Source organism: Natrinema sp. 74 (genome assembly GCF_046097095.1).
GTDB lineage: Archaea > Halobacteriota > Halobacteria > Halobacteriales > Natrialbaceae > Natrinema.
This window is the reverse complement of the sequence record NZ_CP175699.1, coordinates 58,811-83,738: the sequence shown is the minus strand read 5'-3', so window position 1 is coordinate 83,738 and position 24,928 is coordinate 58,811. Positions and strand designations below refer to the sequence as shown.

The 24,928-nt window shown below is 59.5% G+C and carries 17 protein-coding genes; 7 read left to right on the top strand and 10 right to left on the bottom strand.

The features are described 5' to 3' along the window. Window positions 1-50: 50 nt before the first annotated feature. Window positions 51-800, top strand: coding sequence for a helix-turn-helix domain-containing protein (locus ACJ70B_RS18335; protein ID WP_408960469.1), 750 nt, complete (start codon window positions 51-53; stop codon window positions 798-800). 59 nt (window positions 801-859) lie between these two features. After that, on the top strand, window positions 860-3,232 hold the full coding sequence (locus ACJ70B_RS18330; protein WP_408960468.1) for a heavy metal translocating P-type ATPase: 2,373 nt from the start codon (window positions 860-862) through the stop codon (window positions 3,230-3,232). A 515-nt stretch (window positions 3,233-3,747) separates the two neighbouring features. Here the strand turns inward: ACJ70B_RS18330 and ACJ70B_RS18325 are convergent. From ACJ70B_RS18325 to ACJ70B_RS18310, 4 genes are all read right to left on the bottom strand, one after another. Then, window positions 3,748-5,037 (bottom strand): MFS transporter, encoded by a 1,290-nt coding sequence (locus tag ACJ70B_RS18325; protein WP_408960467.1) that lies wholly within the window; start codon window positions 5,035-5,037, stop codon window positions 3,748-3,750. A gap of 118 nt (window positions 5,038-5,155) precedes the next feature. Continuing rightward, on the bottom strand, window positions 5,156-6,280 hold the full coding sequence (locus ACJ70B_RS18320) for an MBL fold metallo-hydrolase (protein WP_408960466.1): 1,125 nt from the start codon (window positions 6,278-6,280) through the stop codon (window positions 5,156-5,158). Window positions 6,281-6,736: 456 nt separating this feature from the next. Then, window positions 6,737-9,169, bottom strand: a complete 2,433-nt coding sequence (locus ACJ70B_RS18315; RefSeq protein WP_408960465.1) for a heavy metal translocating P-type ATPase — start codon at window positions 9,167-9,169, stop codon at window positions 6,737-6,739. Between the two features lie 3 nt (window positions 9,170-9,172). Next, on the bottom strand, window positions 9,173-9,976 hold the full coding sequence (locus ACJ70B_RS18310; RefSeq protein ID WP_408960464.1) for a sulfite exporter TauE/SafE family protein: 804 nt from the start codon (window positions 9,974-9,976) through the stop codon (window positions 9,173-9,175). 427 nt (window positions 9,977-10,403) lie between these two features. Here ACJ70B_RS18310 and ACJ70B_RS18305 point away from each other — a divergent pair, with 427 nt between their 5' ends. Continuing rightward, a complete protein-coding gene (locus ACJ70B_RS18305) occupies window positions 10,404-11,330 on the top strand; it encodes a bile acid:sodium symporter family protein (RefSeq protein WP_408960463.1) in 927 nt (308 codons plus the stop codon). Window positions 11,331-11,776: 446 nt separating this feature from the next. On the opposite strand, the gene ACJ70B_RS18300 is transcribed toward ACJ70B_RS18305, so the two are convergent. The 4 genes from ACJ70B_RS18300 to ACJ70B_RS18285 form a co-directional block, all read right to left on the bottom strand. Further along, window positions 11,777-13,012: an RNA-guided endonuclease InsQ/TnpB family protein gene (locus ACJ70B_RS18300; RefSeq protein ID WP_408960462.1), complete on the bottom strand. Its 1,236-nt coding sequence runs from the start codon at window positions 13,010-13,012 to the stop codon at window positions 11,777-11,779. Further along, window positions 13,009-13,398, bottom strand: a complete 390-nt coding sequence (tnpA, locus tag ACJ70B_RS18295) for an IS200/IS605 family transposase (RefSeq protein ID WP_408960461.1) — start codon at window positions 13,396-13,398, stop codon at window positions 13,009-13,011. The genes ACJ70B_RS18300 and tnpA overlap by 4 nt, the downstream gene beginning before the upstream one ends. A gap of 216 nt (window positions 13,399-13,614) precedes the next feature. Next, the gene (locus tag ACJ70B_RS18290) at window positions 13,615-14,922 is read right to left on the bottom strand and encodes a glycosyltransferase (RefSeq protein WP_408960460.1); all 1,308 of its coding nucleotides are present in this window, start codon (window positions 14,920-14,922) and stop codon (window positions 13,615-13,617) included. A 187-nt stretch (window positions 14,923-15,109) separates the two neighbouring features. Then, window positions 15,110-16,150, bottom strand: coding sequence for a YbhN family protein (locus ACJ70B_RS18285; protein WP_408960459.1), 1,041 nt, complete (start codon window positions 16,148-16,150; stop codon window positions 15,110-15,112). Between the two features lie 1,297 nt (window positions 16,151-17,447). Here ACJ70B_RS18285 and rdfA point away from each other — a divergent pair. Together rdfA and ACJ70B_RS18275 are read left to right on the top strand one after the other, a co-directional pair. After that, window positions 17,448-18,200, top strand: coding sequence for a rod-determining factor RdfA (rdfA, locus tag ACJ70B_RS18280; RefSeq protein WP_408960686.1), 753 nt, complete (start codon window positions 17,448-17,450; stop codon window positions 18,198-18,200). Between the two features lie 2 nt (window positions 18,201-18,202). Next, window positions 18,203-19,987 (top strand): archaea-specific SMC-related protein, encoded by a 1,785-nt coding sequence (locus ACJ70B_RS18275; protein ID WP_408960458.1) that lies wholly within the window; start codon window positions 18,203-18,205, stop codon window positions 19,985-19,987. A gap of 143 nt (window positions 19,988-20,130) precedes the next feature. Here ACJ70B_RS18275 and ACJ70B_RS18270 read toward each other — a convergent pair whose 3' ends face one another. After that, window positions 20,131-20,355, bottom strand: coding sequence for a hypothetical protein (locus tag ACJ70B_RS18270; RefSeq protein WP_408960457.1), 225 nt, complete (start codon window positions 20,353-20,355; stop codon window positions 20,131-20,133). Window positions 20,356-20,990: 635 nt separating this feature from the next. Further along, window positions 20,991-21,863, bottom strand: coding sequence for a DUF106 domain-containing protein (locus ACJ70B_RS18265; RefSeq protein ID WP_408960456.1), 873 nt, complete (start codon window positions 21,861-21,863; stop codon window positions 20,991-20,993). 819 nt (window positions 21,864-22,682) lie between these two features. Here ACJ70B_RS18265 and ACJ70B_RS18260 point away from each other — a divergent pair. After that, window positions 22,683-23,783: a hypothetical protein gene (locus ACJ70B_RS18260; RefSeq protein ID WP_408960455.1), complete on the top strand. Its 1,101-nt coding sequence runs from the start codon at window positions 22,683-22,685 to the stop codon at window positions 23,781-23,783. 121 nt (window positions 23,784-23,904) lie between these two features. Next, entirely contained in the window at window positions 23,905-24,927 is a 1,023-nt protein-coding gene (locus ACJ70B_RS18255) for a hypothetical protein (protein ID WP_408960454.1), read from the top strand. Window position 24,928 lies beyond the last annotated feature (1 nt).

Here is a 24,928-nt window from a genome sequence, read left to right as displayed (position 1 = left end):
AACGCGTGTGAGGGCCTACGTGTTATGTCTGGGCGCCCCTTAGGAGGTGTATGCGCGAACTCGTCTTCGCTCTTGAATACGAGCCCGGGTGTAACAGGGTGGCGGACACCCTCGCCGACCATCCCGACGCCCGAATTCGCTCACTCTCACTGCACGCCACCGCCGAGCGCCTCTGGCGAGTTGACCACGCCGCCGGCACCCCAGAAGCGCTCGATGCCATCGAGGACGCGTTCCTTACTATCGACTACTACGCCGACTGTTTAGCGACCGAGGACTGTGGTGCGACCCAAACGACTCGTGTTCTCGACCGTACGGACGATACACTCGTTCTCTATTCCGACTGGGTGCGAACCCCCACCTGCGCGTCCGTGCCTCACATCGCCCGCACCCACTTCGGCGACGGCGTCCTCTTCGAAACACGGCACGAAGGGCGCCACTACACGTGGCGGCTCATCCACTCCGGCCAAGGCGACGTGTCCGCGTTCTTTGACGAACTCAGGACGGCCGTCGGCGAATGCGCACAGATGGAGATGCTCCGGACCGCAGATACGACGGAAACAGGAGCTAGGAGCGACGACAACGCGATCGGCCTGTCTCCCGAGCAAGAAGCCGCACTTCGGGCCGCCGTCGAACACGGCTACTATGAATCGCCCCGCGAGGTCGATGTCGGCGAGTTGGCCGAGCATCTCGACGTGCCGCGCTCGACGCTTACCTATCGCCTCCGCCGGGCAGAAGAACACCTGGCGAAGCAACACGTCTCGAGCGAACAGATGACAGCGGAGCCGTCCATCTCACTCTGACCTCCCTATTGGAATATTCCAACAAAGGCTTATCGAACTGATGTCCCTACCAGCAAGTGATGACAGAGCATTCGGACACAGCGGCGCACGTTGGCGGAGGCGGGCAGCAACGAGAGCTGACCGCCCAGCTCACGGTACCCGAGATGGACTGTCCGTCCTGCGCGCAGAAGGTCGACAAGAGCCTCCAGCGCGTCGATGGCGTCGTCGATGCCGCGCTCCAGCCGACCACTGGCACGGCCTCGATCACGTATGAGCCCGATCGTGCCTCCGAGAACGACCTCGTTCGGGCTATCGAGAATGCGGGCTACGAGGTGGCCACTGTTGGAGACGACGCCGAAGGTGGCTCAGGCGAGGAATTGGGGATCGCTCCCCCGTCGGAGGTCTTGACGAGTTCGCGGGCGAAAAAGACGTGGCTCGGCGCGGCGTTCGTCATGCTGGGCCTCCTCTTCGAATTCTTCCTGACCGGACAGAATCTCACTGTAGCGAGCGTGTTCGGCTATTCACTTCACCTCGCCGACGGGCTGTTCCTCGGTGCAGTGGTCGCGAGCGGCATCCCGGTCGTCCGCAGCGGCTACTACTCGGCGAAGAACTTGAGCCTCGATATCGACCTGCTGATGGGGACGGCCATCATCGCTGCGACAGGTATCGGCTACGTCGTTGAGGCCGCCACGCTGGCCGTCCTGTTCAGCATCGCCGAACTCCTCGAAGAATATGCGATGGACAGGGCTCGTAACTCCCTGCGCGAGTTGATGGAGCTATCTCCCGACGAGGCGACCGTCCGCCGTAACGGCGAGGAGGTGACCGTCCCCACCGACGAGGTCGACGTCGGCGAGACCGTCGTCGTTCGCCCCGGCGAGAAGATTCCGCTCGACGGCACCGTCGTCGAAGGCGGAAGTGCCGTCGACGAGTCACCGATCACTGGCGAGAGCGTTCCCGTCGACAAAGGCGTTAGCGACGAACTGTACGCTGGCTCCATCAACGAGGCAGGCTATCTCGAGTTCGAAGCGACGTCGCCCGCTGCGGAGTCGACGCTCTCACAGATCATCGAAATGGTGCAGGGCGCACAGGAGAAGAAAACCGAGAAAGAACAGCTCGTGGACCGATTCGCCGGCTACTATACACCGACCATCGTCGTTCTGGCGATTCTCACCGCTGTGTTGCCGCCGTTACTCATCAGCGGGGGGGCCACCGTCAGTTTCGCCAGCCTCTCGCATACGTTCAGCGGGAGCTGGCAGACGTGGTTTATCCGCGGGCTCACGTTGCTGGTGATCGCCTGCCCCTGCGCGTTCGTCATCTCGACCCCGGTCTCCGTCGTCTCCGGCATCACCAGCGCCGCGAAAAACGGCGTCCTCATCAAGGGCGGCAATCACCTCGAGGCAATGGGCGATGTCGACGTCATCGCCGTCGATAAGACGGGAACGGTCACGAAGGGCGAACTCGCTGTCACCGACGTGGTGGCACTCGGCGACGCGACCGAAGAGCAGGTCCTCCGGCGTGCGGCGGCGCTCGAACAGCGGAGCGAACACCCGATCGCCGAGGCCATCCTCGCTCAGGCCACCGATGAGGGGAGCAGCGACCTGCCGGGCATCGAGGCGTTCGAGAGCATCACCGGGAAGGGAATCCGCGCGAACGTCGACGGCGAGACCTACTATGCGGGCAAACCTGCTCTCTTCGAGGAGTTGGGTTTCGACCTGTCACACGCCCACCTCCGGGCCGACGGCGGCGCGGTCGCTGAGGTGGAACACGAACAGTGCGAGCGAGAGAACTGCGCCGACATCGAGAACGGCACCATTGCTCAGTACGAGGACGAGGGGAAGACGGTCGTCCTCGTCGGCACGGACACCGAACTGGTCGGCGTCATCGCAATAGCCGATGAGATGCGTCCGGCTGCCGAACGGGCAGTCGCACGGCTACACGACCTCGGCGTCGCCCACGTGGTGATGCTGACCGGCGACAACGAGGGGACCGCCCGTGCGATCGCCGAACGCGTCGGCGTGGACGAGTCCCAGGCCGAACTGCTGCCCGACGAGAAAGTCGACGCCGTGGAGGCGTTGCAGGCGGAGTACAACGGTGTAGCGATGGTCGGCGATGGCATCAACGACGCACCCGCGTTGGCGACCGCCGACGTCGGCATCGCGATGGGGGCCGCCGGAACCGATACCGCACTCGAGACCGCCGATATCGCGCTGATGGGCGACAACATCGGGAAGCTACCGTACCTCTACGCGCTATCGCACAAGGCCAACGGCGTGATCCGCCAGAATATCTGGTCGAGTCTTGGTGTGAAGGCCCTGCTTGCCCTCGGCGTTCCGCTCGGACTGGTTAGTGTGGCGCTGGCGGTCGTTGTCGGCGACATGGGAATGAGTCTAGGCGTGACGGGGAACGCAATGCGGCTATCGCGGATGGAGCCCGACCGGTTTTTCGACACCTAACAGGGCTGTTCAGGCCACACCCAATTACCTGTCGTCGCTGTGTTTCTCGCCCTCGAGGAGTGAAGGGAGAGCACCCTCAGCTAGACGATGCACCGGCTGGCCTCGAGACACCGGCTAGCGAGGGCGTTCAGGGCATCCGCAAGCGAACGTGGCACGACAGCGAGCGGGTGTGGTTTTCAAAAGGGCAGTAGGATGATTCCAACGCGCTCGGAATCGGAGCGGGGTTGATATCGGTCAAGACGAACAGATTTACTGTCGCGTTCCCACAGGCGCGACATCGCTCCCGACCCACTCAGCACCCACCCTTGGACTTGTCCGAACTCTGCCCGGCGGCCATCCCCTCTGTGCCCATCCGGGCGGTTTTGATTCCTTTCTCGAGGACTGATACCGTCAGAGTCAGACCTCGAGCACGTCGACGGCACCGTACGAACCAGCGTCGTGCTTGAAGCGGAAGTCGGCGGCCGGCTGCCAAGCATACTCGGCAAGGTTGGGTTCTGAAAGTAGATTCCTAGTCCTCAATCGTCGGGTGTGGCTTGTTCCGATGCGTCGTGGGAAGGCGCTGGTGGTTCGTGAGTGCCGAACTCGGGGTGTGTCTCTTCCATCCAGAGATAGACGACCGTGCCGGAGACGAACATCAAGCTGGCAGTCATGTAGAAAGCGGCCTCAGCGGTCACGAATTCCATCGAGAGGCCGATCAGAATCGCGCCGACGCCATAGCCGGCGTCGCGCCACATCCGGTAGACACCCATTCCCGCCGACCGCCACGTCGGGTGGGCAGCGTCGCTTGGAACCGTCATCAGATTCGGGTAAAGCAGCGCCATCCCGAGCCCGGAGATTCCGGCCAGTGTTGCCCACAAGAGATACTCGTCAACAAACACCATCCCGAGGACGCCCACGCCGGCGAGGAACATCCCTGCGATGACCGGTGGACGTCGACCGATGCGGTCGGCGAGTCCGCCAGTCCCGACTTGGAGGAAGTACATCGCGCTGTGGATGCCGACGACGACTCCAACGGCTTCGATTGCGAGTCCCTGACTCGTAAGATACAGCGGGACGGCGATCCAGAACAACGTGTCGACGAAATTCTCGATGTGGCCGGCCTGTGCCGCCGCGAACAGTGTCCGGTCGCCGTACGTTGCGCGCTGTAGCACCTCCCCGAACGGCAAGTTTGCATCGTGGTGATCGTCGTCGGCTTCCAACTGTGCGAGTTGGACCGTCTCCTTGATGAGGAAGATCGAGATGAGCGTCGCAAGGACGACAACCGCCGCGAGGAAGATGAACGGCTCGGGCCGGAGGCTCGTCCGTCCGGCGATGACGCCCGTGATCCACGCGCCAGCGGCGACGCCGGTGTAGCCGAAGGCCTCGTCGATGCCGACCGCGAGTCCACGCTGGTCAGGTCCCGCGAGGTCGATCTTGGCGTTGATTGCCATGCTCCAGGTCAGCGCCTGATTGATCCCGAGCAGAACGTTCCCGACTGTGATCCAGTTCCAACTGGGTGCATAGATGAGAAGTACCGGGATCGGCAGCGCGGTGAGCCAGCCGAGGATGAGCACGGGTTTGCGGCCGTACTCCTCGCCCCATTTACCGGCATAGAGGTTGAGCAGCGCCTTACCGAAGCCAAAGGAGACGACGAACGAGCCGATGACGAAAAACGACTCGACGCCGAGCACGTCCTCGCCCAGAACCGGCACGACCGTACGTTCTGAGCCGATCGTCAGCCCGGTCGCAAACACCAACAAGACGTGCAGCGAGAACTGTCCGAGGTGCTCGCGAATTCCCTGTTTCAGGTTAGGTTGTTCGTGCATAGATCACTCGACCCCACGCAGTAATTTGGATCCTAGTTCGAGGTCGGGCAACGGCACCGTCGGGAGCGTCTTTGCAGGAGTCATAGATAAAAGGGAGACTCGAATTAATTCGATTGCTTTAGTTGGCGGCGCAGTTGTTCGGACCCAGTTCGATCGCTTCAGTGTCCCCGTCGGGTTGTTGTTTCCCCCAGTTGATCTGCTTGATCTCGTTGTAGTTGGCGGGCTCGTCGGCGAGACTCTCGACGATCGTTTCGACGAACGCCGTTTCGTCGCCGTCTTCGACGTAACTCAGGAGTTCGTTCGTCGTTTCCTCTCGGAGCGCTCCGAGTTCGGTCGCTAGCGGGCGAATCTCCTCGTCGCTGAAGTGGCCGGGCAGAACGACGGTTTCGTCGTCCAAATTCGTTACCCGATTCAGACTGTCGAACAACTGGCTAGCCGCTTTGCGAACCGCGTCTTCGGCGCTATCCTCGAGGTCCGGCCGGCCGACGCTACGCAGGAACAGCGTGTCCCCGGAGAGGAGTGCATCGCCAAACTGCAACGAGACGCTTCCGGGCGTGTGTCCGGGCGTGGAGAGCACGTCGAGTTCGCGGTTCCCGACAGTGATCGTCTCCTCGCCCTCGAGTTCCGTGACGTGTTTGAGGTCGCCAGCGTCGTCTTCGTGCAGGTAGTACGGAACGTCGAGTTCACCGGCGAGTTGACGAGCACCCGAAACGTGATCGGCGTGTGCGTGCGTATCGGCGACGCCCACGATCTCGAGATCACGTTCGTCTGCCGCGGTCAGATACTGGTCGATGTACTGGCTCGGGTCAACGACGATGGCGTCACCGCTGTCGTAGACGAGGTACGAAACGCATCCAGTGCCGGGGCGGACGATCTGCACGATTCCATCGACATCCTGAATTTCGTACTGGCGATGAACCCGTCCCCAGCCGTTCATACCGCCGTCGATCGACGTGGCGTCGAATCCGTGCTCGCGGAGGAATTCGGCGGCACGTGCCGATGTAACGCCGGCGACGCAGACGACGGCGATCGTTTCATGTTCCGGCAGTTCATCGAGGTGTGACTCGAGCGTGGAGTAATCTTCGTCCAGCAGTTCATCGTAGACGGGAATGTTCACACTTCCGGGAATTTGCCACTCGTCGTAATCGTCCTCGTTGCGGACGTCGAGGACGAAGAGATCCTCGGCGTCGTCTTCCTGGACGCGGCGAGCGACTTCCGAAGGAGCTATCTTAGTCTTGCTCATTACACCCAATACTATGGAACGGCGTCTCTTAAATCCGTTGGTCGGAATACCCCCTTCGTTCGTGACTGGAAAGTATACTGCACTCACTTCAGTAGCTTTGAGCGTACCGACAATCCAGTATTAGAGGTGATGAGGGTCAGTGTAACCGCGTCTTCGGTGAGGAGATAGTTGTGTTCGGTAGCGAACGTACCGCGATATAGTTCTCGTCATCTCGGGCGCTATATTCCATGTCCAGTGAGGAACGTTCGCGGAGGGTGAGCACTGGTCGAACGTCAGTTCCTCGAGGTCCCTCACGGAGGTCTGCCTAGCCGTATCCGTCATTTGTACACAGTCTCGTACTCGGACTCTGAGAACCTCGTTACGTGTTTCCGACTGGCCAAAGATGTCGTATCACCAACGGCCAGTAGCAAACCGAAATTGAGCGCTGGCCTCGATCGGAGGCCGACGGAGCGTCGGTTACTCGTCGTCTGACAGCAGCGGCCGGGTCGAATTCGTGACGACCAGTAGGCTGCTCGCACCCATCGCGAGCGCAGCGAAAAGCGGGTTCAAGATACCCAGCACGGCCAAGGGAATTGCGATCGCGTTGTAGCAAAACGCCCAGCCGATGTTGCCCTTCACGCGGCGGTTCGTCGCTCGAGCGAGTTCGAAGACCGTTTCGACGGACGAGAGGTCGTCATCGACGAGGGCAACGTCTGCGGCATCGGCGGCCATCGCGGTGCCGCCACCGAGAGCAACTCCGAGGTCGGCAGCGGCCAACGCGGGTGCGTCATTGGTACCGTCACCGATCATCACCGTGCGTCCGGTCCCATTGAATCGGCTGACGGTTTCGGCCTTCCCTTCGGGGGGGACGCCCGCAAACACTTCGTCGACGGCGGCGTGCTCGCGAAAGCGTCGCGCGGCTCGAGCGTCATCTCCGGTGAGGACGACGATCGTTGCTCCGTCTTCCGAAATCGCGGTCAGCGTTTCTTCCCAGTTGGGTCGCAGGTCGTCGGCGACGACGATGACACCCTCGGCGGTCCCGTCGCGACCGACGGCGACCGGTATCTGCCCCGTTTCGCGGCCGTCGGCAATTCGTTCTGTGATGGCCTCGGGAACGTCCCAGCCGTGATCGCGAAACAGATCCGGGTGACCGACGATGATCTCGTCTCCACCGACGACGCCCGTAACGCCGTTCCGATGACTATCGAAGGACTCGACGACGTCGTCTTCCGGTCCCGCGTTCGATGCAGACTCGACCGTACCGCCGTCGGAAACCGCCTGTTTGGCGGCAATAGCCTGGCCAACCGGATGCGACGAGCGCTCCTCAAGCAGCGCCGCCTTCTCGAGCAGGCCGGCCTCGAGATCGGTGTCGACGACGGTCATTTCGCCCGTCGTCAACGTGCCCGTCTTGTCGAAGATGACGGTGTCCGCGTCTCGGATCCGCTCGAAGACGCTGTCGTCGAAGACGACGATCGAGCGCGCTAACGCATCACGGATTCCCGCAGCGACCGCGAGCGGCGTTGCCAGTCCGAGGGCGCAGGGACAGGAAACGATCAACACCGTAAGTCCGACGAGGAGGGCCGTCGGTCCGTTACCGAGCAGGAGATAGATTCCCGTGACGACGACTGCGAGAGCGAGAACGACTGGCACGAAGATCGTTGCCAGTTTGTCCGCGAGCTTCTGAATGCCGTGAGAGCCGCTCTGGAGGTCCCAGACGAGTTCGGCGATCCGGTCGAGGCTGCTGGTCGCGTCCTCCCCAACGTGGACGGTCACCGCGCCGTCAGTCACCATCGACCCGCCGACGACAGTGTCGTTCGTGGTTTTGCGTACGGGAAGCGATTCCCCAGTAACGACCGCTTCGTCGACGGACGCATCGCCGTCGACGATCTCGCCGTCGACGGGGATCCGCTCGCCGGATCGGACCAGCACGCGATCACCTGCCTCGAGGTCCTCGACCGCAACGTCTTCGTGCGCACCGTCATCGCGAACGCGGCGCGCCTCGTCGACTTGGACGGAGGTCAAGTCGGAGAGGCGTTCGGTCGCCTGCTGCTTGATCGTCGATTCGTAGTAGTTGCCGACCGTGACGATGACGATGATAGTGACGGTCACGTCGTAATAGATATGCTCGCCGCCGAGCGCGATCGACAGCGTACTATAGAGGTACGCGCTCACGGCCGCGATCGCGACGAGCAGATCCATGTTCGGGGACCGCGTCCGAATACTGACGTACGCGCCTTGCAGAATCGGTTTCCCCGTAACGGCCAGGACGATCGTCGTGAGCGCTCCGATAACGACGTAAAACGGAGTGGCGAGAGAGCTCGCGAGCGCGGTTTCGAAGAACTTCGTCACCCGGTCGCCGTAGAATAGTCCGCCGAAGTACGTAGGATAGATGATAACGAGGTACTGCAACATCACCGACATCCCCATGAGGACGCCGACCGCGACCCGGCCCATTTCCCAGTTGTTGGCTCGACGGCGGCTGAACGAATCGTCTCGAGAGTAAGCACTGTAGCCGAGTCTGCTGATTTCGTCCTGCAGATCGGCCGTCGAAACGCGCTCCGGATCGTGATCGATCCGAACCGTATCGGTCACATAACTCGAGTTGGCGTCGCTGACGCCCTCGACCGTCGTCGCGGCTGACTCGATAAACGCCTCGCAGGTCGCACAGTGCATCCCGTCGACCTCCAAGAACGTCGCTTCGTGATCCGACGGGACCTCTCGGTCTGCCTGTCGACCGTCTCGGGCGCGGCGAACGTCTTCGGCTGCGATATCGTCGACATCACCGAGCGCCTCGTAGACGTCGCGACAGCCGACGCAGCAAAACGGCTTCCCGTCGACGATGATATCACTCCCCTCGACGGGGAGGTCACAGAGCGTGCAGCCCGTTTCCGTGCTATCGGTAGCTGACATGTGTTATATGCTAGTGAGAACTGCTGGCATTTCCGCGGTATCGATGCCGTCGTAGAACGGCAGTTTTGGATGTGGCACGTGAATCCCCAGGCTCATCAATCCATGCGCCAAGAGGACGTACCCGAGGGCGACGAACGCGACCCCGAGCAGTCGATGCACTCGCCGTCGGTGACGTACGTCGACGGCATCGATCACGGTTCCGTACGCGAAGACGGCGGGAATCGTGCCGACGCCGAGCGCCGCGAGCGCGAGCGCACCCCCAGCGGCCGAGCCCGTCGCGAACGCGTACAGATACGCCGGATAGAGTATCGGACACGGGAGTAATCCGTGGACTGCGCCGAGCGCGACGATTCCAGGTCCGTTCGCGAGCCGATCGACGCGCATCGCGAGCCACTCCGTCACGCGCTCGAGCCCCGGGAGGTGAACGCCGCCGGTCGTTCGCCCCGCGAGATAGTACGTTCCGGTGATCATGACGAGACTGCCGACAGCGAGACCGGTCCCACCGCGAACGAATGTGACCATGGACGTGAGTGACGCAGTCGTCACGAACAACGTTCCGCCGAGCGCACCGAACACGGCACCGAGGAGCGTGTAGCTCGTCGCTCGCCCGACGTTGAACAGAGCGTGTTGTCGGACCTCGTAGGTCGTGAGGTGGCCGTCCCGCCCTCCGTTTGACGCGCCCCCATCCATCCGACCCGCGTAGATGGTAACGAGCGGGCCGCACATTCCGATACAGTGAGCACCGGCCAAGACACCGATCGCGAGAAACAACAGCACGTCGATGCCGAGAAGCGTAAATGGATCCATGGCTGTGAACAGTGAAAGCGCTAGTAATAGAAGCTAGCTACTCGAGGAGGGAAGAGATTTCGTCTCGAAGCAGTCGCCGCACTCAGCGGCCGACAGCGGTAACACGTTCTCACAGGCAGCCACATAAGTGATACAACGCGAACTCGCTTCGTGAACAACCGGCCCCGCGTTCGGTTCGACTACGGCCGGCCGATTAACGGAACTAGCAGGTACTCACGACAGCTGAACAAAGCCCGATAACGACGTCATTGACTTCTGCGAGAGCGCACAGAGTCGCTTGCACCAGAATACGACGCGACCGTCAATCACTGACTGTCGCGCATCGACGGTGCAACCAGTTGCCAGCGGAGCAAGAGCACAGACGACTCACTATGAACCGATCGATATTCACATATTCGGCACGTCGCCTCTGCACGAGATGGCATCGATGGCACCGTTTCAGCGGGGACTTCGGACCCTTTCAGCCGTTATCGAGGACTACCTCCTCGTATGGATTCTCCTCTCGGTTGGACTCGGCCTTACCGTCACGGATCTTGCCGCCGTCACCGACTTTTCGACGGTCATTCTCGCGGTGATGATCGGGAGCATCTCGCTGACGCTTTCGGTCGAACAGTTCAGCCGGCTCAGCGGACGGTCGATCGGGCTCGTTCTATTGGGTCACGCAACGATGCCTGTTCTCGCAGTTGGCGTTGCACGTGGCCTCGGCCTCTCGCCGGAGCTAACCGTCGGGTTCGTCGTTCTCGGGGCTGTGACGCCGGAACTCGTGACGCCGGTGATGACGGAGCTCGCGGGCGGAGACACGGCACTCTCGACGACGGCTCTGGTGGTCATCGGTGTCGGGAGTCTCGCGTTCGTTCCCGCGGTCGTCACCGTGCTCGCGAGCGGGGTTGCCATCCCGACCGTACCGATAGTCGAACAGCTAGTCGTGGCGGTCGTCGTACCCATGCTGATCGCCGTCGGCCTGCGAGCATGGTGGCCCGAGCGTGTCGGCGTATACGATGCCTACTACCCAGCCGTCTCTGCCACCATGGTGATTCTGATTATCGGCGGTGTAACCGCTGCGAATGCCGACGTCATCCGTTCGAACCGGAGCCTCCTGACGAGTATCGGGGCCGGCGTCGTCTCTCTGAACGCGCTTGGGTACGGCGTCGGCTTTCTCGTAAGTCACCGTGAAGACAGAGCCACTCGTATCGCGTCGGTTCTCTCCGTGGGAATGCGCGATTTCGCGGTTGCGGCGGCGCTCGTGATCGCTGCCGGCCTTCCGACGATAGCGTCGCTTCCAGCGGTCGTCTTCGGTGTGGTCGAGATGATGACGAGTGCCGGACTCGCGAAGTGGCTCGACCGTACGGAATGAGGTTCGCCGACTCTGCCTCCAATCGGTCGACAAACTCGTCGTGGAACGTCTCGTTCGTTCCTCAGGACCCTGACGGGCAAGCAGATTACCTTGTACAGAGGCGTGACGGTGCTCTCGTCCTCGGCGAACGAATACCACCGCAATTCGTCACAGTACTCGGAGCGCGTGAACGAGGCGCTCCACGGGCTTAGGTTCGAACCACACGAACTCTCAGATATTCCAGGGTTCGTCAATCAAGAACTCCCACACCTCCACACGCTCGAGGACTCGTATTACATTCCCGGCAGCTACCGTGACCCATACCGTCGACGGCTCTACAGCGTGCAGAACGAACGAGAACCGTCTAGACGTACACCTTTATGCCCGGTGAAACATTGACCTCCTCCCGCGCCTAAAGACGCGGGAATCCCACCACGGGATTTCAGCCCGAGCGTGGCCCTATGGTTTCAAGACGCATACGTCCCAAGCGTCCCTTGCTTGGTAGCATCGGCTTGGGTGTCTTGCGGGGCGGTCAAACGCCCCCCATCCTCAGCCGAGTCATCGTCGTTCTCGTGTTCTCTGGAACGACTCTCTCCGCTGAGGTAGCGGTCTGCGATGTTTATCGCACCGTTCACGTCCGCTTGGTATTCGTCCATCCAGCAAGCGTCGTTCGTACACGTGAACGTCGCCTGTCGTGGGCGGTATCCTACTTCACCGCAAGCGTGGCACTCCTTCGATGTGTTACGCGGGTTCACCGTCTCGACGGGGATCCCCTTCTCGACGGCCTTGTAGCGTATCTGCGCGTGGAGTTTGGCGAATCCCCATCCGTGGAGACGCCGGTTCATGAAGTCGCCGTAGTCCATTGACTCCCGTATATACGCCAGGTCTTCCAAAACGAGAACTGGGTTCTTGACGGACTCGGCGTACTCCACGACATCGCGGGTGACGCGGTGGAACACGTCGTCTATCTGGTTCCATATATCGTCCCCGAAGGACTCCGCGATACACTCGCTTCCGCGCGTCTGAAGTCGGCGCATGGCGGTGAAGTAGGTCTTGCGGAGCCGACGGACGATCTTGCCCTCGTCGGCCCACAGTTCGGGCGCGGTCGGAGAACCGTAGTCGTCGCGGTGACACACCGTGACGAGTGACGCTTCCCCGATGTCCACTCCGATGGGCGTCCGTTCTTCGGCGGACACCTCGGAGCGTTCCTCTACGTCGCGGGTGGCGGTGATGTGGAGATACCACGTCCCGTCCCGCTCGAACAGCCGACTCTCTCCCATCGTGGCGTCTCCCGCGTGCAACGCTTCTAACCAGTCCCGCTGGTCGGGATTCGGTTGGGCGGGCATCCAGAGGTGGTAGTCCTCATGGTGTGGAATTTTGACGTACCACTTGATAGCGTTCTCGGGCTTGTGGTCGAGTCGTAGCCCCTCGTTCGTGAACCGAACAGGGTGGTCGTCGTGAAGGTCGCCTGCGTTGTAGGTCGTTGTGAGTTGCGGGACGTACTTCTTGAGCGCGTTCTTCGCGTACCCGCTTAGGTCGTAGTTGACCACCACGTCGTTCGCTTCGGTCTGCGTGGTACATCGTGAGTCGAAGGCGTCTTGGAGGGCGTTCTGGTACGCCTCTCGCGTCTCACGAAGTTTCCTCCGCTTGTGGGCGTTCGGATCCACAAGTTTGAATTCGAGCGTCTTCGTAAGTTCGGTCACAAGTCGCCCTCCTTGTGCTGTTGAATGTAGTTCTCGACTGTCTCACTCGAAACGTTCCCAGCGGTCCCTGCGTAGTACCCTCGCGCCCATCCGATTTTCTCGCCGTCGTGGTCGGCGTATCGGTGATTGTACTTGCGCGAAGAGATGCCCTTGAACCAGTTGGCGAGTAGTGCCGGTTCGTTCTTGGGCGGGCTACTGACGAACAGGTGAACGTGGTCCGGCTGTACGGTGAGGTCGAGAATTTCGACGCCTTTGTCGTCGGCTATTTCGTGGAGGATGGACCGGACACGGCTGGCGACCTCGCCTTTGAGTACCGACTGTCGGTACTTTGGCAACCACACTATGTGGTAGTTGAGGTTGTAGGTCGCGTGCCGTGTGGTCTTCATCCGTGTTGCACACTATAGCCCGTCAGCGTCTTAATACTGCCGATGGAACGGTTGAAAATCCAGCTGTGGAGTCGTCGGTGGAGGTGTAGGCTATTGTCCGCTTGATCCCTGCCTAAAGACGGGGGTATGCGCTCGTATCTTTATCAGCGTCAGAACAGCCCGCGTTCTGACTACAAGCGAGAAGTTGAATACTTCCGTAACGAAGTCAGCGGTCCGTCAACCGTGTTTTTCCACTTGATACCAGTCAATTTCTCGCCCGGCGGCATAGCTGACGAGGACCTGCACGACAACGAGCCCGAAGAGCGTCAGTGCGATCGGAATGAGCAGCCACGCGAGGTCAAATCCTTCAGTACCGGCGGTTCGGTTGTCGATTCCACGGACTGCGAGTGTGATGCCGTAGATGCCAGCCAACCCCACAGCGACGAAACCGGGATGAGCGAGCGCCGTTAGTATGAGTTTCGGGACTGTTACCGAGAGGGCAATCCCCGCAATAAACGTCCCTACAAGTGACAATAGCGAACTGAGGTACGCCAGGTCAAACAGATTGCGCCAGTTGTGGACGTGGTCATGGTAAACAGAGACGTGGCCGGTTATCCAGCGAACTCGCTGTCCCCACCAGTCCCGAAGCGTATGCGCCGGCTCCTCGAAACAGGGATAGTACGATAGTTCTTCGATCGAGAGGTTGGCTTGGTGACAGCGATGGGTAAAGTCCATATCTTCGGTCAGCGCTTCCTCGTCGAACCGACCCACTTCATCGAAAACCGAGCGCTCTATGAGGACACTGCGGCTTCCGACAAAGCGAAGGCCAAGCAGAGAGCGTGCGAGCTTCTGCGGCAAGAAAAAAAGCAGGAGATACTCGTAGTACGCCATCGATTCGATGAGGCCTGTCGGTCGGGGAAGGCTCCGGACCCGCGCAATGGCATGGTCTCGTAACGCGGCCATCCCGTGGGCGATCAGCTCCGGGTGAGGTTCTTGATCAGCATCAAACATCGCGATTACGTCGGCGTCGCTGCGTTCGATGGCATCATTGAGTGCGCCTGCCTTCGATCCCGGCCGACGATTGCTGATATATTGGACGCGCTCGTGATCGGCTGCCAGATCGGCAGCTCGATCGAGAGAGGGCTGGTCATCCGGTTCACAGACGATTGTGACGGTGAGATCCTCGTAGGTCGAGGCTGCCAGGTGTTCTACCGAGCGGTGCACTACCTCGGGTTCATCGTAGACAGGGACCAGTGCCTCGACAGACCGGCCTGAATGGACCAGTGCATCGGGATCTTCCCGAAATAGCGACGATAGATACAGCAGCAACGAGGTCGCGAAGACTGCGACGGCGATCGCGAGCCAAATACGCATGTCGAAGACAACGCCGAGGAACGAAAGCGAGTGTGCGATCACAACGCCGAGGAACGAAACTGGATGCGCTATCACAACGCGGAGGAAATCGCCTATCAGTGCTAGCGCCGTGAGAGTGAGGACGAAGGCGACAACACCAGAGGCTAGGAGGTATCGATGGAGGGACGTCATACCCCTGGCTTGTAATAGCAATAATATAAACCTTCATATTCTATTTCACGTTTAGAGTTCGTCAGAAAAAGCGTCTTCGGGTAGCATCACATCTTTCGCAAGTCATCGACATTCTCAATTCAGCTAATAGTGGAAACAGTATCTCATCGTCCGACAGGCGAGAGGAACCTTGCAGTTCTTCTCGGCATCAAGAGCGACGATACAGGTTGTCCACGATAACAGCGGTGATACCGCCACCAACCAGCATCGGGAGCCAGTAGGTCGCTCCCCGATAGATGACGACGGCGGCCGTCGCAGCCGTCGTCGCAACTCCGGTCGTAGAGACAACCAGAACGATAAACGCCGTCTCGACGCCACCGATACCGCCCGGAAGCGGGAAGATTCCGGCGATGCTGGCGACAGGAAGCACGATGAGCATCGCCACGAAGGGGACAGTAAATCCAATCGATGCAAGCGAGATCCACAGACAGATCGCCAACGTGAGCCACCCGGCACACGAGAACAGACCAGCTAAGATCAGGAGCCGTCGGTTACTGGCGATACGTGCGATCGAATCGAAGAATCCATCTACGCGGTGTTTGATGTCCTCTCGCGTCGGTGCGCTAACGCGCGGGACGGTCCGGCCAACCCAGCGGACGATCGGTGGAAGCACCGAGAGGACCATCGCCTTGATCCGATGGCGGAACCGCCACCCGAGCGTCAGTGCGAGAATAAACCCGGCGAGAAGCGCCGTTACGGTGAAACTAGCAAGAAGTAGGTTCCGGTCGAAGTTGAGCCCACGCAAGACGAACAGCCCAACACCGACGATCCCCATCCCGATCGAGGGGAAAAAGTGCAGGGTGTCGACGCTCGCGATGGCAGCCAGCCCGTTCTCGTACTCCGTGTCGGCGGCCTCGGAGATCAAGAACGCACTGATAGGTTCACCGCCTGCCTGTCCGAACGGAGTGACTTGATTCGCGAAGGTCGCAGCAGTAAACACGATGATTGACTGCACTCGAGAGGTTGGCGTTCCCAGCGCACGCAAGACGGTATGTAGACAGAGCCCCCAAGCGACGAGCCAGAGAGGGATGAGACCAAGCAAGATGGCGATGATGGTGAGCTGGGCTCCATGCAGTTGTGCAACGATCGCGTCGATACCGACAACCCAGAGCAGTAACGAGAGAACGAGTCCAGCGCCGACGAACCCGACCAGGATGGATCGCCAATCAAGTAGTTTATCAGATGACATTAATGTCTCTCACATGTCCTTAAATTGTTTCCTAGAGAATGTTGAATAGATATTCACGGATCGGATAGTGCTGAACTTCATGTTCGGCCGATCGAACGGGTCGTATTTAAATTTGGTTGCTTCGCGAGATCACTATACAGAGTTTGACCTGAGCGTTTTCACTTAGCTAACTAGCCTGAACGGCTGTACCCTGTCTTTCGCCGATTTGGTGTGTTCTTAAAAGCTGAACCAGAACCGATAGGCGGTACGTCCCACTCGGTCAGAGCGCGGTGAGACAGCGATCACATTGACATCCAACCAACAATCAAATTCTACCCTCGAGTAAGAGCACTGAAAGAGAATTGATGGACCACCAGTAGCTACAAATCCCCCATAGATGTGTAATTTTTACAGTCTGTATACCCATCCTTAACAAGCATTGCAGCGAATACCCGTGAGCGAGTAGCGCGTGTACATCACCTTCCGCGAAGCAGTCGTGTCAATGTGGACACCGACCTCGCTGAACGAATACGAGAGATTGCAGAAGCCGGTACTGTCTAGTGTAGCATCTCCGCCGATATTGTGAGTTGATTGACTAATTCAGCTGTTGTGTGTTATAGTAGTGTATGAATTGGTCAAGGCATTCTTTGATGCTTACCCAACTGCACATTCACGAAGTATAGAACAACCAATACACACCTTCAACGCCAGAAGCCGCTTTTCACTTCTCATTCGGTCAGCATGGTCGAACTGACTGGTCAATCCTACTCGAGAGCGGGTACGCAGATAGCCGTATCCATCGATGGAAAACACGGTGTCGGAGAGCCCGCGTTTTGCAGTCAATCGGCCAGGAACGCGTGGATAGATTGGTGGCTTTCGTCCGGAGACTACGAATTAAGATGTAGCCGTGAGTGTGCGGTTATTGCAGTATCGACTCAGCACCATATATAATTGATACAATGACATTTCTGGCTAATAGCGGTCCGCGACGGCGAGAGCGTCGCGTCAGTTGGCACTGTTCGGCTGCTTCTCGACGAAATTAGCGGTGCCCACAGCCGGGACACGAACAGCTACGTGCAACGAGCCCGCTCGTTGCTTGAGGAACCTTGCTACCAATCCGTCGTAAACGCTTTGCAGCGAGTCAGTTGCTCACTGTTTACTGGTTGTCTCTACACGATTGAGTGCCCTGTATGTGCTAGCTCGGTCGCACTCAGCATTGTCCCGGAGCAGCCGTGTTCGACGTTACGTATCCAGATCGGTTATAGAGGGTGGTAGTCACCCTTAATAGGGCTGAGGCATGTCATCTGACATACGAACAATGGGCTGCAAGGTTGACCGTCTTACAGACCGCTACGATCTTACCCCACCTCGAGCCAGGGACGCTTCTCTCGACGAGTATCTAGAACGACGGTGGACGGGCGCTGACGACCGAGATCCCGAAGGATACAAATCGCTCACCGAGTGGTTCAACAAGCGCCTCCTCTCTCGAATATACGAGGCAAACGGCCGCGACGCGATGGCCGCCCACCTCGACCGTGAGTACGAACTCATCGTAGACGGTGACGGCGTCGAACGTGACGAACTGGCCGCCGATATGGCGACCGACGGGTTGGACATTGACGAGGTAGGTAGCGAACTGATCTCGTGGAGTACGATGCGGCACCACCTTAAAGGCTGTCTGGAGGCCGAGAAGGAGACGCCGTCCGCGTCGACGGACTGGGAACGCAACACCGTCGAGATGGCAAAAGAGAAGACGGCGGAGAAAGCCCGGTCGGTCCTCTCTTCGCTTACGTCGAAAGACAGGCTACCTGAAGCTGAACGGGCCGATATCGACGTTCAGGTGAAGCTGAGTTGTCCCGAATGCTCGGTTCGCGTCCCGTTCGAAGACGCCGTCGAACGCGGCTACGTCTGTGAAACGCACTTCGAGAACCGGTCGTCCGAGTCTGTCCTCGAGCAGACACAGAATCGGCTGTCCGTGATCGCTATTCCGTACTCCATCGTCGAGGCGTCACAAACGCTTCTCCTCGAAGACCCGTATCTCTTCGAAGCAGTATCGATGGCTGGGATTTGATCATGACGTGGCACCTGACACTCGAGAACATCGCCGGGATACAGTCCGGCGAGGCCGATATCGAACCCGGTGTAAACGCCGTCCGGGCGAGTAACTGGCAGGGGAAGTCGAGTTTCCTCGCAGGGATCGAGACCGCCTTCGGGACCGAGACGCCGCTCACCGAAGGGCGCGACCGGGGAAGCGTAACGCTTGCCACTGACGACCGAACGGTGACCGTCGAACTCGAGCGAACCGACGGCTCCGTTCGGCGGACGGGTGAGCCGTACATAGCAAGCGAGCGCGACCGCGTGTGTGCAGCCCTCTTTGCGTTCCTCGACGAGACCAACGAGATTCGACGTGCGGTTCGCACCGGAGAGAATTTGGAAGCGCTGTTGACGAGACCCCTCGATCTCGAAAATATCGAAGCACAGATCGCGGAGCTCCGTCGTGAGCGCGACCAGGTCGAACGGGAACTCGAACGGGCGAATACGGCCGCAGAGCGCCTCCCAAAACGACAGGAACGCGTCACGACGCTGGACGCAGCGCTCGAAGAACTACGCGCGAAACGAGCGGACCTCGACGTCGATGGGGACGCGGCCGACGCGCCGCGAGACGAGTTGAGCGACCTCCGGGCCGAGCGAGACCGAGTCGAGACGCGCATCGAGCGCCTCGAAGCCACGACAGAGCGGGTCCGTGATCGGCTCTCGGAACGGCGAGCTGACCGCGAATCGCTGTCTGTCCCGGAACACGACGTCGCGGACCGTCTCGAGTCAGTCCGCGACGACCTCCGTGAGGTCGAACGCGACAGCGAACTCCTCCAATCGGTGTTCGAGGCGAACAAACGCATCCTCGACGAGGGACGGGCGGAACTCCTGACCGAAGTCTCACACGAGGTACTGTCGGATACGATGGCGTGTTGGGTCTGCGGACAGGAGGCGACGCGCGACGACGTCGAGTCGCAACTTGACACGCTCGACGGCCGGATTTCGGAGTTACGAGCGAAAGCCCAGGAGTACGAAGCGCAAGTCGAGGACCTCGAGGCGAAACGAGACGAGGCGAGACGAGCGCGACGTCGTAAGGCGGACCTCGAAGACGAAATCGCAGACCTCGAAGCACGGCTCGCAGAGACGGAGCGATCCCTCGAGACGGCGACGACGAAACGGGCCGAGTTAGACGCACAGATCGACGACCTCAGCGAGGAAGTGGCGGTCGCGGAAGACCGGCTCACCGACCTCGAAAGCGAGATCAAATACACCGAAGCCGAACTAGCCGATGCCACCGAGGAACTTGAGGAGACGGAGCGGCAAGCGGAGAAACGAGAGGTACTCGAGGAGGAACACGAGGCGCTGACCGAGGAGATCACCGAACTTCGAACCCGGAAGGAGGAGGTCAAACGCCGAACGCGTGACGCGTTCTCTGCGACACTCGAGGACCTACTCGATAGGTTCGATACCGGCTTCGAGACAGCGAGACTCACTGCCAACTTCGATTTGGTCGTCGCACGCGAAGGCCGCGAAGTGGCCCTCGATACCCTTAGCGAAGGCGAGCGAGAGCTTCTCGGATTCGTCGCCACGCTCGCAGGCTACGAGGCGTTCGATGTCGGCGAACGCGTTCCCGTGATGCTCCTCGACGGACTCGGTGGACTCGCCAGTGATAACCTCCAGGTGCTCGTCGAGTATATGGCCGACCGAACGGCGTATCTGGTTCTCACCGCGTACCCGGAACATGCCGATTTCGACGCTCACGAGCTCTCACCGACCGACTGGCAGACCGTCTCGTATGGCGTTGACGCCCAGAGTTCGTCCTGAACTACCTACCGCTACGGGCCATTTATCTGTTCTCTGGCACTGTTTACTATATCACGATACTAGTGAGAGTCAAGGACCAAAACGACGTTCACGTATAGGTTAGCCCGTCTTTGCTCGTGTCGCTATTCGTCCCGAGTCTGCCATCAATCCGTAAGCGGGAGGATGATTCCGAGACCGAAAACGGAGAAGAATCCGAGAACGAAACCGACGATCATCAACCCGAAGAGGAGCGTCTCTTCCCAACTTGGAAATTGGCTCATTCCAGATCCGACCGTTGCGCCCAGCCCTCCCAGAACGAAGAGGGAGAGTCCGAGGAAGAAGCCACGTTTTGCGTGCGTTGCATAGTCTAATCCCATATTGTGGCCCATATACGAGCAAATGGAGCCAAAGATAATATCTATTATGATCTGGACAGAAATTGACAAGTGCAGCGAAGGATGCCATAGGACGCTTGGCAGGGTACCGCCCTGGCATGGTATTAGGGATCGCGTTGATCGTTCGTCTCATATCGAACGTACGATGGAGGTGCTCGACCGTCCTCCCTCGAGAGTCTTGACAATGCCTTAGGGGTTGTTACCACCGACGATCTCTCTCGACGATCCGTCTTCTAGTCCCCCAAGAAGTACACTCGTTCGGCGAATGGAAGAGCTAGACCCGTCGCGGAGAGATCAGAGACCGTTTCAGGCCGACATCAACGTGGATCGTTCGATACTCCCATTGGTCGATGGCACGATAGCTGATCGTCCCGAAGGCGTCCAGCGGCCACTGGAACGACTTCGAACCTCGCGTCATCCGGTACGAAACTACGGGCGAACGGGCACTGTTCTGCCTGTCGATCGCTATCGAAGCTCTCACAAATTCGGCGCTATCTCACGGCTGTTCCTCGGTGACTGCCTCATCTCGTTCGAACGCGACGAAGGTAGTCGGAAAACTAGGTGCGAGTAGTCGAATAAAACGAGTTCGCGATAGCACTACGGAGTCAGTCTCCCGAAGACGGAGACGTCTAGATATCGAACGTCTTCTGGATGAGCTGTCGGGAGGCCATTGAACAGAGGAAATACCAGACGATCCAGGTCGGCATGAGGCCTACCGTGTCCTGCCAGCCGACGGAACCGGCCAGCGGGAGGACCATGCCGGTCTCGCCAGCACCGAGGTGACCGCCGCGAACCTTCCAGCGAAGCCAGAGGAAGACCGGGATCGTCAGGAGCATGATCCAGACCATCGGCCGGAATTGGAGCTTGACCATCCCCAGTTGGTCACCGGCGGCTTCTATCTGCTCTTTCTGGATTCGTTCGAGCGCCTCGTCGTCGCCGCGCTCCTTGGCCGCCTCACGTCGCTCTTTCAGGTCGTTCATCCGATCCTGATAGGTCTGCATCTTCTTGTGGTCCATGAGCGTGGACTGTAAGACGGTAGAGTACAGCCCGGTAACGACGGCCAGCACGATGATAATGGCGTAAAACGGTAGGACATCGGTAATTGGCCCGAGAACGAGATCATCGATAGAAGCGACAACGTTCCGGATCTGGGAGTTCCAGTAGCCCATAAAGAGGATGAGTACCCCGAGCCCGGCAGCCTTGTCGTACCAGGTCCACATCTCGGGTTCGATATCGTCGGCCTGATTCTCGGCGCTCGCGTCGACTTCCGTACCGTCGAGTACGTCTCGAACTTGGTCGGGATTCGCGAGAACGAATCCGCTACTCGTGCCGACGAGGACGTCCTGACCGATCAGTCGACCCCACTGCCCGCTTGACAGGGCATCGCTGACGTCGTTCCACTGGATTTCCTCGCTTCCGCCGTCTGTCCGCTCGAGGACGACCGCGAGCGCCTCGCGCATTGCGGGGGTGTCGAGAAGTACCTCTAACTGCTCGGCTGGCATATCGTTATCACAACTCTCTTCCAGACGACTATCAACCCTTTCGATCGACGGAAAGTACTCTCCTCGAGGAGACCAGCACATGTCGTAGTCGTTTGCGACGAGTTGCTGCTTCTCGCAAGATTTGTCGGCAGGATAGGACGAGCCCGAATCTGCGACGGCGTCCACGAAATGGTCGGCATCCTCGTCATGGGCATCTCCCGGGTCTCGCCGTACCGCCCGCAAACTCATTCGGTGTCTCCTCGACGGAGATATCAACTGAATACTCGGTTTTAGAGATAGTATGTCAATCAGAGAAGATCGGTGTCAAACGGCGTCGAAAGACGAGCCACGATTGGATTCATCGGGCCGACCGACAGCCGGCAGTCGACGGGGATCTGAATCCCGGTGTACTCGGCAGACGGTGATCCAACGTGACGAACACCGGTAGTGGCGATACACCGCTGTCGATCCACAAACGATGTTCTCCCCCTATGCGGCTGTACTCGACGATCACGGCCGTATTGACGGGACGATTCTACAGGAGCCCACTGTGAAACGAAAAGTCGACGCTCTGTGAGTCTCGTCGATGGAGAAACCCATCTCCAGACAGCACGCCGCCGATGTTGGCTCTTAGTCCGAGACGAAAACACGGAAATCAGTGTAGAAGACATGTGTCTTATTGGATATATTGTCATACTTCTTTGTTCAAATATGGTTCGGTCACGTGAGGCCGTCAACCATAGAATCGCGGCTCCAAGCCTTCGTCGTCTGGCATACTGCGACGAACGAAAGTCGTCTCGCGGGCGCAAAGCTTAGTATGTCCACGAGGCGTTGTCCAGTATGACACTCCTGCCGGTTGACACGGACGCTCTTGAGGACGTCTGTCGAGACATCGCGCACGACAATTACGGGTTTCTCTACGTCTCTGAGCACAAAACCGATATCCGTGACGGCTACGAGGGCGCTCAAACCGGGATGCTCAACGCCCGGTCGCTGTCGGCGAGCGATATGCGAAAGGCGCTCGCCGAAATGGCCGCTGACGAGTTCCTCGGCTTCGAAAAGCTCCGAGACGGTGTGTTCTACGTCGACCCCTTCGGAGTGAAAGGGAATATGAACATCACTCGAGAGCTGACGAATCTGTTCGGTCAGCGGCTGGTGGTAACCGGCGAGACGCTGCGTTCACGGTTCTCGTTGGCGATCGACGATATCGACTTCTTCGTTAATGAACTCGCCGAACGGAACTACGTCCGACGGATCACGGCGGGCAAACGTGATTACTATACGATTGGTCCGGCGCTCAAAGAGCACGCCGACGACGTGGGGCTAGATGCCAGACTCGAGGCTGAGGCGTCGAACGGCAAAATCGCCCACAGCGACCTCGAGAACGTCATCGACGTCGCCGCCACGTCTGATGTGATTCGGTATCTCGACCGCGAGGGGTATATCGTCGACCTGGACGGGGAATATCTGGTCGAAGAGTCGATCGACGAATACGGTCGGTATCTAGCTGAGCGACTCGAGGACTCCGTCGAGACAGCGTTCGCGGATTCGAGTCACGTCCTCCGAAGCGGGGAGTTCGAACGGGTGGTCGAGAACGCGATCGACGATCGGTTCGACGTCCTCTCGTCGGCCAGAAGCGTCCGGGCCGAGATCATCGCGGCGGTCGAGACCGCGCTCTACGATCGACTCGGCCTCGAGCAAGGTCCGGAGATGGTCGTCGCGACCGAGCCGTTCGACGCCGTCGTCGAAGAGCAGGCCCGTCGCATCCTCGATACCGTCCGTGCCGAGTACGACGTCTTTGCGTCGCCGTCGGAGTTCCTCGAGCGGGCCGAGGACGACTTCACGGCGGTCCACGTTGCAAGCGACGAGCGAGTAAACGAGTACGTCCGAACGGAGGTCGAAAACCGATACGAACTGATCGTGAAAGAGGAAGAATTCTAACAGATTTTATATATGATACGCTGATCCGAATGTGGTCGGTACTCGTCAGCTTCACCCGTCCGAGGGGGAGCCGATGGAATAAAATAGATCGGATACGTCAACTCGTGATAACGATTCGTATATGACTCGCAAATATTCCTTCGAAACGAAATCTATCAACGGGAAACAGTACGTCGTCGCGCAGTCACACGGGCCGAAGTCAGAGCCAGTTCGGGTGCGGGCCGACTGGGTCGAGAGCGACGATCTCGAGGGGGAGTGGGAGGAACTGATCAAACAGGTGGTCCAGCCTGAGACGATCGACGAGATCGATATCGCGGACGGCCACGGCGGAATCGCCCGTCGCGAGGCTGTTGAGGCACTGGCGGGTGCGACGGCCGACGGGGAGACGCTGGTCTCGAGCGAACAGCAGGCCGACGTACTCCTCGAGTACCTCGCCGAGGAGGACATCGTCGGCATCGACGGGGACGAACTGGTGTTGTTCCGCGACCCGGACGAAGAGGATCTCAATAGTGCGGCGTTGATGAACTGGGCCGCACTGATGTCGGCGGTAATCGACAGCATCGACGACCACCTGGAGCGAGTCGAGGACGCCAAAGAACGGTTTCAGGAGACGGTCGACACGCTCGAGGCCGAACAGCAAGACTCCGAGGAACGGCTCTCGAAGACCGCCCAGCGGATCCAGAACCTCGGACCGGGGCAGGGAGTCCCCGACCCCGACACCCTAAGCGACGAGGAACGACAGCAGTACACCCAGCTCAAAGAACACTATCTCTATCTGCAGGACATCGAGAAGGCGAAATCGAGCAATTTCGTCGAGAACGTGAGCGCCGGCGTCGATCAGATCGGAATGGCTATCGAACGCCTCGAGGCCGCCCGCGAGGCGTACGACATGTTCTACAACGATACCCGGAAGGCCGCGCTGAAGAGTTCGGTATTCCCGGAGGAAGCCCTGGAGTTCGTCGACAACGCCGGCAGTCTGATCAACGAACTCGCCGGCGTCGAGGGGTCCCAGACTGACGACGTCGCAGACGAGGAATTCGCCAAGATGATCGAGGAAAACCACGGTGAAACCGTTCAGGAACGAGCCGCCGAGACAACAAGCCTCGCGGATACCGCCGAGGAAGCGGCGGGATTCCAGCGGTAGC

Coding starts and splice junctions, on each gene's coding strand:
- ACJ70B_RS18335 (WP_408960469.1), top strand. CDS start 51: ATGCGCGAACTCGTCTTCGCTCTTGAATACGAGCCCGGGTGTAACAGG.
- ACJ70B_RS18330 (WP_408960468.1), top strand. CDS start 860: ATGACAGAGCATTCGGACACAGCGGCGCACGTTGGCGGAGGCGGGCAG.
- ACJ70B_RS18325 (WP_408960467.1), bottom strand. CDS start 5,037: ATGCACGAACAACCTAACCTGAAACAGGGAATTCGCGAGCACCTCGGA.
- ACJ70B_RS18320 (WP_408960466.1), bottom strand. CDS start 6,280: ATGAGCAAGACTAAGATAGCTCCTTCGGAAGTCGCTCGCCGCGTCCAG.
- ACJ70B_RS18315 (WP_408960465.1), bottom strand. CDS start 9,169: ATGTCAGCTACCGATAGCACGGAAACGGGCTGCACGCTCTGTGACCTC.
- ACJ70B_RS18310 (WP_408960464.1), bottom strand. CDS start 9,976: ATGGATCCATTTACGCTTCTCGGCATCGACGTGCTGTTGTTTCTCGCG.
- ACJ70B_RS18305 (WP_408960463.1), top strand. CDS start 10,404: ATGGCACCGTTTCAGCGGGGACTTCGGACCCTTTCAGCCGTTATCGAG.
- tnpA (WP_408960461.1), bottom strand. CDS start 13,398: ATGAAGACCACACGGCACGCGACCTACAACCTCAACTACCACATAGTG.
- ACJ70B_RS18290 (WP_408960460.1), bottom strand. CDS start 14,922: ATGACGTCCCTCCATCGATACCTCCTAGCCTCTGGTGTTGTCGCCTTC.
- ACJ70B_RS18285 (WP_408960459.1), bottom strand. CDS start 16,150: ATGTCATCTGATAAACTACTTGATTGGCGATCCATCCTGGTCGGGTTC.
- rdfA (WP_408960686.1), top strand. CDS start 17,448: ATGGGCTGCAAGGTTGACCGTCTTACAGACCGCTACGATCTTACCCCA.
- ACJ70B_RS18275 (WP_408960458.1), top strand. CDS start 18,203: ATGACGTGGCACCTGACACTCGAGAACATCGCCGGGATACAGTCCGGC.
- ACJ70B_RS18270 (WP_408960457.1), bottom strand. CDS start 20,355: ATGGGCCACAATATGGGATTAGACTATGCAACGCACGCAAAACGTGGC.
- ACJ70B_RS18265 (WP_408960456.1), bottom strand. CDS start 21,863: ATGCCAGCCGAGCAGTTAGAGGTACTTCTCGACACCCCCGCAATGCGC.
- ACJ70B_RS18260 (WP_408960455.1), top strand. CDS start 22,683: ATGACACTCCTGCCGGTTGACACGGACGCTCTTGAGGACGTCTGTCGA.
- ACJ70B_RS18255 (WP_408960454.1), top strand. CDS start 23,905: ATGACTCGCAAATATTCCTTCGAAACGAAATCTATCAACGGGAAACAG.